The sequence below is a fragment of the Chitinophaga filiformis genome (assembly GCF_021646545.1).
In the GTDB taxonomy this organism is placed as follows: domain Bacteria; phylum Bacteroidota; class Bacteroidia; order Chitinophagales; family Chitinophagaceae; genus Chitinophaga; species Chitinophaga filiformis_A.
The window spans coordinates 335,313-343,867 of record NZ_JAKIRP010000009.1 but is presented as its reverse complement, the minus strand read 5'-3'; the positions used below and the strand labels follow the sequence as shown (position 1 = coordinate 343,867).

The window sequence follows — 8,555 nt, the reverse complement described above, 5'->3', positions numbered from 1 at the left end:
TCATTCTCCTTCCCATTAAACCCATAACGATAGTCCCCTGCGCACTTTCACTCCGACAGCCAACCCGCCCTGCACGCTTTTTTACTCAAAGAACTGGCCCTAAGATATAGTTTTTTCTTTCATCTGTTCTTTCAGCTGAAAGAAAAAAATAACACTACGTCGGTGGGATAGTGGATGCGTTACTGATGCTGAGGGATAGATCCTGCGGATGGGCATTATCCTGCCGTATAGCCCTTATACTGACGCTCACCGCATCCACTATCCTGCCGACGGAAGCAAGATAGTACTAACGTTGATCAGGGTACTACTGCTCACGTTCGCGCAGGCATTTCATCAGCTGGTGGGTCAGCGGTCTAATGCCTGGCAGCTATAATCTGCCGCCTAATAGCGATCCTCCGCCACCACCGCCATGACGCCACGGCTGCTGGGGCGGGAGTGCGTAGCGCAGCGTAGCACGGAGCCGCAGCTAGCCGCGCCTAGTCCTTGTTAATAGCTGGGAGCGAAGCGGACAGCAAAGACAAAAAGATAAGGCCGTGGCGGCTAGGCAGGTGGCGGACAAACGAGAGGCAGCGTAGGGATGGCTATAGCAGAGCCAATGCGGGCAGCCGCCAGACCGGGAGCTGCCCGAACGTAGGACGAAGGGGCGCAAAAACTGTGACAGGTTGCGCATAGGCCCCTTGCATACGGAACACTTGCGCGCAACCTGGCGCAGGTTTTTGTACGACCCGAGGACGGAGTGAGACCGCTTTTCCTGGTTCACTAGTAATACGCAAGGACCTGATTTGATGGTGGGAGGCTGGTTCGATTCCCAGAACAGGAACAATACCTGCACGATCAAAATAAACATTAGATACACTGCAACTACTCATTTTTGCTAACTTTGCAAACAATGGATACCGTCAGAGATATCTTTATAAATCTTCTCTCCGATGCTCTTTGGGCACTTGGCGGCTTTGCTGTGACCTATTTCCTTTTTAAAAAAAACCTTTTTTTAAGGATCCTGACATGATTCGAACTACCCACTGTAATTAATTCATTATCTACACATTACACTTCCAATCACAATAACATTATACACTTTTGTATCCACTAATCAGATACTTACTTTTTCATCTTACCGGGTGATACAACTCTATAGCAGCCTGTAAACGACCTACATCGTCCTGACGATACCTTTCTGTGCTGGATGGATACTTATGACCTGCGAACTGCTGTACTACACCTATATCATGGCCCTGTTTAAACAGGTTAGCGATTACACTCTGGCGGATGCGCTGGGCACTAACTTCCCTGCCCCGGAACATACCTGCATAGCTACGTTTTACATGCTTACTGATATCTTCTCGTGCCATCCCATTACCACGCTGGCCGATTATTAGCAGCTCACTTTCCTGGCCAGCTAATAATACAGGGCGTACTTCCTGCAGGTAACTGCTGAACCAACCTACCTGTAACGGCTTTAGGGCCAGTGTGCGGCTATTGGTAACGGCGGTACATTGGATATATACAGAACCACTCTCCAAGAACACATCCTGGACACGTAATGCGGCCAGCTCTCCCACCTGTAAGCCCTGGTAGATCAATAAGCTCATTAACACCTTATTTCGTAAAGCAAGCGCATTAAAACGCTCTTTGCGCTCCAGTAACTGTTCTAGCTCAGTACTGCTGAACAGGTCCTGCAGCTGGATGTCTCGGCTTCGCCTGTCACGCAGTTTGATCCCCCGTGCAGGGTGATCCGACCGCTGCCCCGTATAGCACAGGTAATCATAATAAACTTTGATGCTGCTCACGATCCGGTTTAAAGTATGGCTGTTACGATAGTGATGACGAAGGACGCCTATATAACCCATTAAGTCCTTATAAACGGCGGTAGATGCCTCGGGGTAACCGGATAAAAAGATGCTGATTTCGCGGGCATAGGACGCCGCTGTAGATGGGGTGTATTGCTGTTGTAAATACTGTTCCAGTGTCATAACTGTTGTAATTGATGGGCGCCTACCTTGGCATAGATCTGCGTCGCTTCCAGGTGTCTGTGACCTAAAAAGTCCCGCACATATTCAAGGCTCATACCGCCCTGTAGCAGATGCGTAGCTATACTGTGACGCAGGTAATGTGGTGTGACCCCCTCCCATAGTCCTGCACGTCTGACCACACCTTTCAGTAAATGATTATAACTAACTCCACTCATCGCCTTACCTACACGGTTCAGCATAAAGGCACTCTTATCACTTTCTTTGCCTTTACGCCACTGTTCAAGGTAGGTGGTTAACTCCCCTGCTACCTTACCCGTCAACGGGATCACACGACGGCTGGCCCCTTTACCTGAACGTACATACAATAACCGGTGCCTGGCCTGTACATCACGGATGCTTAGCTTCACTGCCTCACTACGACGAAGACCACAGCTATAAAACAGGTGTAACATTACCCTCTCCCGGATGCTCAACGCGGCTGTAAACAAGGCCGCTACTTCATCCTGTCCCAGCGCCTCACGGCTGTTACGCTCACCTCTGCGGAACTTTAACCCACTCATCGGGTTATAGCTGATGCCTCCACTGGCCTCCTGCCAGCTAAAGAACACTTTCAATGCATATACATAATGGCTGATCATCCCCGCACTCAATGCCCCCTCTCGGCGCTTTAAAGGCCGTATATGCAGCCATTCGTAAAAATCAAGGATACACCTCGGGGCAACCTCTGTTAGCCGCTTAAAACGCCCGTATTGCAAAAAATCACGTACACAACCAGGTAACATGTTCTGGGTTGTTGTACTATAACCGCTCTGTTGTAAGTATTGCTTAAAAAGTGTAGGATAATGATGCATGGTACCGCTATGATCTTAGATATACTTTTTGACCCCCTTGAGCATTTTTCTGGAACACGGAACGCAAGGCACTTTTTCCAGTATTCACGCAGGTTCCAGCGTTCCACTAGCGTTCCGTAGCGTTCCAACCTCTGGGGAGGGACTGTCTGCTTTAATAGCAGTGATTTGGGTGGATAGGTGGGATTTGATACGGTCTCTTAACCCCTGATAGTTGTCCCAGTATACTATCTTGTAGATAAACCCTTTATTAGCGTGGCCGCCACAGGGACGGATATATTCTAACCGGGTTAGGTCATTCGCATAACGGAACAACTGCGTTTTACTGATCTTTAAGCCCTGACGGATTTCACGTAAGCTAAACTCGGCCTGGCTGTAATGCTGACCATATTGACTACGCAGGTAGTCCTTTAACTGTTCATAGAACTGACGAAGACTACCATCCAGCTCATCTACTTTCAGGACTATACTGTCGAACATAATACTTATGGCCTGCTCTATATCACTGATCTCTGCTATCAGACGCCCCTTGCTGTCTTTGGTACGCTGGTATTGGTGTACCAGCGTTACCATCTTCACAAAGTTTAAAAACAGGTCATGTAAACGGCGGATCTTATGTGCATCCTCGGGCAACTGTAAACGCCCCGCATAAGGATTAACTACCTCCAGTGCTTCCAAACAGCGCACCAGGTTACGGATAAAACCTTTACTATCCTGTTCCTTGCGCGTATCTGTCTCCCCCGCTGCCTTACTGTTCTGGTAGCCTATAATACGTCTGGTCTGCTCAGGGCTCTCGTCTACAGCTATCAGGAACACACGGCTCATATTGTCCTCATAAATCTCTCCATGGGTTGTACAGGCTAGGCTGGCTATCGGACCTCTCACTGTCTTTTGTCCACTGGTGATCTGCCCATTTTCCAGTTTAATACTGGTGGCACTATTCAGCTCTCCATTACTCTGCAACTCACGGAACGCGAACTCTGCTTCCTCACTCAACCCGTCTATATCCTCTAAGCATAGTAACCGATTCATAAAGTAACGCTCAGGGTAATTATATAACACTTTATCACTTACCCGTGTCAGCCGTGTGACCTTCTCAGGGGGCATACAGTCTGATACCTGCTTTAATAACCTGGTCTTTCCACTGCCACTACTGCCCTGTATCAGCGCATGTAAGGGTGCAGGCATCTTGTAACTCAGCGCTACCAGTAATAAAAATAACCGGTTCCTTTCCTCGCCTACTATACCCGTTTCGCCTAATAGCTTGTTCAGGTTCTCTAATAAGCCCTGCTCCCTTAAAAAACGCTCTGCAGCACTCCGCTCCCCAACACTTAAAGTATAACCCTTTGCCTCTTCTCCTGCTGCTGGCGGCTCATCCCTTTCACGGTACTGGTCCAACAAGTCGGTTAACTGGTATAGGTCCTGTTCCAGTATGTCTTTTCGAAGCCCCAGCTTCTCACCTACCTCTCTGCATAACTTCTCTACCTGCTTATCTTCATACAGGTCCAGTTTATTGCGGCTCTTCTGGCCATTATCCTTACGCTCTACAACCAGTGTTACCTTCATGCTGTCCAGCTGTTTACTCACCCCTCCCTGCACGTAATAAATGGCCAGATCGCCGCTGTAGCTCAGTTTGTAGGGATTACTACTGTCCAGTATAGAGGTGGCTGATAAAGGCGCTGCAACTGGCCCAGAGGCAGGAACGTTTTGTTTTTCAACTGATTCAACTGAAAGAAAAAAATCAGTCCGACTATTTAGTAAGTGAGGGAAGATCTCAGCACTATGACTAACACCCCTACTGTTGATGTCTTCGCCTTCCGGTAGCTGTAAGGTGCTGATTAACACATGGGGTAACTTATCTTTAAAAGTAGTGGCGTATTTCGCAACTGCCTTACGTCCTGCTTCATCCCCATCAAAAGCAAAGATGATCTCCTGCAGGTGGGTTAAGCCTTTGATGGCTGCTTCATGTTCTGCGGTTAGACCATTGGTACCATAACAGGACAGGATACCGTATGTTTGGGATATTTCGCTACACTGTAACAATGTGGCTGCATCTATTACTGATTCGGTCAGTATCAGTCTTTGTACATCTGGCTTCGGATAACAGGGATAAAGACCACGCCTGTCCTTTAAGTAATAATGTCGCTGGTCTTCATCATTAACTGTACTGCGGAAGTACATACCGCTTACCTCTCCGCCACTGTTACGTAAGGCAAACACAATACAATACTTCCCAAAAGGTTTATACGCCTGGCTACCATTGCTACTTGTACCCCATGGGGATAATAACCCTACAGATACACACGCAGCTATCAGCTCATCATCCTTACGGTTGCCGTGATGGAACTGTGCGGTATTATAACCAATCTCTAAACGGGTAGCATCTAAACCTCTGCTTCGTATATACTCCTGCGCGGGCTTGCTGTTATGCACTGCATTCTTAAAATAAATGAACATGTGACCAAGCGTCTCCGCTCGGCTGTAGTTCCTTGCTGGTGTAGCAGGAACATTACCACCTATTAACGCCTTACACTTCAGGATAGCTTCATGTTTACTGCAGCCTTCCTTGTACATCACAAAGTCTATTACATCCAATGGCTTGCCATGCGTCTTACAGTTACTGCTAAAACAATAACAGCTATGCGTCTTGTAATACACCTGCAGGCTCGGCGTCTTGTCATCGTGGAACGGGCAGTGTAATCGCAGGTGCTTATCCGGTTTTAACCCGTAATAAGACAGCACCTGCGATAACGTTAGCTGCTGCTTAATGGCTGCTATTTCCATCATAGGCCTTTTTAACGATCAGCTTTCCTTTTCCGACTATGATATCTATCGGATCACCTACATTAAAGCCTGCTTCTTCCAGCCACAGACCTCGTACATTTAACCAGGGTACATTACGACCGCCATGCCAATGATTACTGACTGCCCGGTACTGCCCATGCATTTTACCGCGACGGAGTGCTTTACTTTTAGTTCCTGATGACATAAAATATTTTTTAATTAACCGTAAACGGTGCAAAGATACCGGATCAGTTTAATTGAGCAAATATTTTACGATTTTATTTTACCGCATTCGTTTCATAATTTTGACTAAACCCTCTATAACAGGGGTTTTATTAACCGTAAACGTATCATACAATGGTCTCTTTTGGTAAAAAACTCAGGGAGTGTAGGGAAGCTAAAGGGTTCTCACAACAGGAACTTGCTAAAAAACTGGGGTCTGCTCATACTGTCATAGGACGTTATGAACGTGATGAGATGCTACCGTCTATTGATGTGGTCAGGAAGCTGGCTGAAGCCCTGGAGACTACCGTGGGATTCTTATTAGGGGAAGCTAATGATACTAATATTTTGAAGGACCCTAAGATGATGAAGCGGCTCAATGAGATTAATGAACTTCCTGAGAAGGATAAAGAATGTGTCTATTCGCTGCTGGACGCTTTCCTTGCTAAATCTAAACTACAAGCTATTCTTAAATAAGGAAGCCCGGTGATTACCGGGCTTCCTTATTTAAGTTTACATATAAACTCACTATATTTATTCTTATACTCGATGCATCTGATGTATCTCTTCAATAGCAGCCTCAGGCCAAACTTCGAGTTTTAAACAGCCTGATGCCTTTTTAACCGAGATGTTTATCACTCTTCTATATCCTTGAACGGAATATATTTGTTAGGATCATCAAAAAGCCCTTTCCAAGAATTATCTGGCAAGTACGTTTCCACCTCTATGTCATTAAACCAACTAACAAATAACTTCGCATCGAAATCTATAAAAAATATAACATGCAATAAACTAGCCGCACTAAGCATTTGATAACTAATCCTATACTCTTCTGTTGCGCTAAAGAAATCAAGAATTTTGTCATCACTTACTACTTCCACATTATTTCGAAACACAAACTCATCTTCACTTGGATCGTAGTCCGGATCGTACGTATTCATATTAAGAATCCAATAAGCTATAGGCATTAGATAAAACCCATACTCATTTTTGTATTTAATACATCCAGCAAAATACCCTTGTTCTAATTTCTCTTCTATAGTCATTTTAATGTGGTTGTTCGCGTCTACCAGTTCCCGGTATCGCCTGTTGTCTTATTTTATCAATATAAGCTTTAGGCAAGCCATAAGCGCTTCTTGATTTACTTGGATCTGAAATTTGAGGTGAATTTGGAAACGCACTGCCCTTTCTTTGAGGAACTGCACTATTAACTATTTCATTAGCTAAACTACGCGGTATCTCAAACGAGACAATCTCCGCCCCAGCTTCTGCACCACCTCTTTTTTGATAAAAATAAATTTGGTGGGCTTTATCATCTAAAGTTACAAATAACATATCGTTTCCTCTTATCGATATTTTACCATCCCGACTGAATAAGACTCTTTCCTGACTTTGTTTATCACCCTGTCCCCCTTGGATTCTAAAAACCCTTACATCCTCCATTGTCCTCGAATACCAAGCCTTATCAGTCAACGGACCGTACATCGCTGTATTATTCTGAGTATGTACAGCCATGGAAAAGGCTTCAACGCTTTTCGACTGGTCCTCATCCAGAAAAATGTTGTCTACTGCATAAAGAACCTCATTTGCATTGCGCCTAATTGACTTAAAAAATTCCATCTCACCTTCATTGCCCCTACCCTTAGAACCAGAGAAACCTATGTAGTATTTCTTATCTCCGTAGTTAATAACAGCCCTTTCTGGTATACGAGGTTCTTCTTCTCTAGTATTAAAAACTCCTAAAGCCTTATAGAACCAATCCTTCTTTTGTACAAAGGTTATATTGGTTAACTTAAGAGATGCAGATCCATCATCATTTTTCGTCAGAGTATAGTGTAATTCTTCTTCTCCATCTAAATCAATCGCCTGTATTGGTGTATTTCCTGCGAACTGGTATGGAGTATACCACGGATAGCCCTTCGTCAACGGATCCACACTCAAAAACTTCCCTAACCTCGGATCATACACCCTCATCCCATAATCCTGCTGATTTCCCTCTCCCTTCACCTCATTATCATTCTCCTTCCCATTAAACCCATAACGATAGTCCCCTGCGCACTTTCACTCCGACAGCCAACCCGCCCTGCACGCTTTTTTACTCAAAGAACTGGCCCTAAGATATAGTTTTTTCTTTCATCTGTTCTTTCAGCTGAAAGAAAAAAATAACACTACGTCGGTGGGATAGTGGATGCGTTACTGATGCTGAGGGATAGATCCTGCGGATGGGCATTATCCTGCCGTATAGCCCTTATACTGACGCTCACCGCATCCACTATCCTGCCGACGGAAGCAAGATAGTACTAACGTTGATCAGGGTACTACTGCTCACGTTCGCGCAGGCATTTCATCAGCTGGTGGGTCAGCGGTCTAATGCCTGGCAGCTATAATCTGCCGCCTAATAGCGATCCTCCGCCACCACCGCCATGACGCCACGGCTGCTGGGGCGGGAGTGCGTAGCGCAGCGTAGCACGGAGCCGCAGCTAGCCGCGCCTAGTCCTTGTTAATAGCTGGGAGCGAAGCGGACAGCAAAGACAAAAAGATAAGGCCGTGGCGGCTAGGCAGGTGGCGGACAAACGAGAGGCAGCGTAGGGATGGCTATAGCAGAGCCAATGCGGGCAGCCGCCAGACCGGGAGCTGCCCGAACGTAGGACGAAGGGGCGCAAAAACTGTGACAGGTTGCGCATAGGCCCCTTGCATACGGAACACTTGCGCGCAACCTGGCGCAGGT

At 46.1% G+C, this 8,555-nt stretch carries 8 protein-coding genes and 1 pseudogene; 3 read left to right on the top strand and 6 right to left on the bottom strand.

The genetic code is table 11. From position 1 onward, the window contains the following. Positions 1-208: 208 nt before the first annotated feature. Entirely contained in the window at positions 209-373 is a 165-nt protein-coding gene (locus tag L3C95_RS21730; RefSeq protein WP_236390751.1) for a hypothetical protein, read from the top strand. A gap of 736 nt (positions 374-1,109) precedes the next feature. Here L3C95_RS21730 and L3C95_RS21725 read toward each other — a convergent pair. From L3C95_RS21725 to L3C95_RS21710, 4 genes are all read right to left on the bottom strand, one after another. Then, positions 1,110-1,973: a tyrosine-type recombinase/integrase gene (locus L3C95_RS21725; RefSeq protein WP_236390750.1), complete on the bottom strand. Its 864-nt coding sequence runs from the start codon at positions 1,971-1,973 to the stop codon at positions 1,110-1,112. After that, entirely contained in the window at positions 1,970-2,611 is a 642-nt protein-coding gene (locus tag L3C95_RS21720; RefSeq protein WP_236390749.1) for a tyrosine-type recombinase/integrase, read from the bottom strand. The genes L3C95_RS21725 and L3C95_RS21720 overlap by 4 nt, the downstream gene beginning before the upstream one ends. A gap of 297 nt (positions 2,612-2,908) precedes the next feature. Beyond that, entirely contained in the window at positions 2,909-5,608 is a 2,700-nt protein-coding gene (locus L3C95_RS21715) for a CHC2 zinc finger domain-containing protein (protein WP_236390748.1), read from the bottom strand. Beyond that, positions 5,586-5,810, bottom strand: a complete 225-nt coding sequence (locus tag L3C95_RS21710; RefSeq protein WP_106606301.1) for a SymE family type I addiction module toxin — start codon at positions 5,808-5,810, stop codon at positions 5,586-5,588. Before L3C95_RS21710 ends, L3C95_RS21715 begins: the two co-directional genes overlap by 23 nt. Before the next feature lie 152 nt (positions 5,811-5,962). Between L3C95_RS21710 and L3C95_RS21705 the strand changes: the two genes are divergently transcribed. After that, positions 5,963-6,304: a helix-turn-helix domain-containing protein gene (locus L3C95_RS21705; protein WP_236390747.1), complete on the top strand. Its 342-nt coding sequence runs from the start codon at positions 5,963-5,965 to the stop codon at positions 6,302-6,304. Positions 6,305-6,462: 158 nt separating this feature from the next. On the opposite strand, the gene L3C95_RS21700 is transcribed toward L3C95_RS21705, so the two are convergent. Next, the gene (locus tag L3C95_RS21700) at positions 6,463-6,873 is read right to left on the bottom strand and encodes a hypothetical protein (RefSeq protein WP_236390745.1); all 411 of its coding nucleotides are present in this window, start codon (positions 6,871-6,873) and stop codon (positions 6,463-6,465) included. A gap of 1 nt (position 6,874) precedes the next feature. Continuing rightward, a pseudogene (locus tag L3C95_RS21695) lies at positions 6,875-7,858 on the bottom strand (RHS repeat-associated core domain-containing protein); the annotation flags it as partial. Positions 7,859-8,049: 191 nt separating this feature from the next. On the opposite strand from L3C95_RS21695, the gene L3C95_RS21690 reads away from it, so the two are divergent. Next, positions 8,050-8,214 (top strand): hypothetical protein, encoded by a 165-nt coding sequence (locus tag L3C95_RS21690; protein WP_236390751.1) that lies wholly within the window; start codon positions 8,050-8,052, stop codon positions 8,212-8,214. Positions 8,215-8,555: the final 341 nt, after the last annotated feature.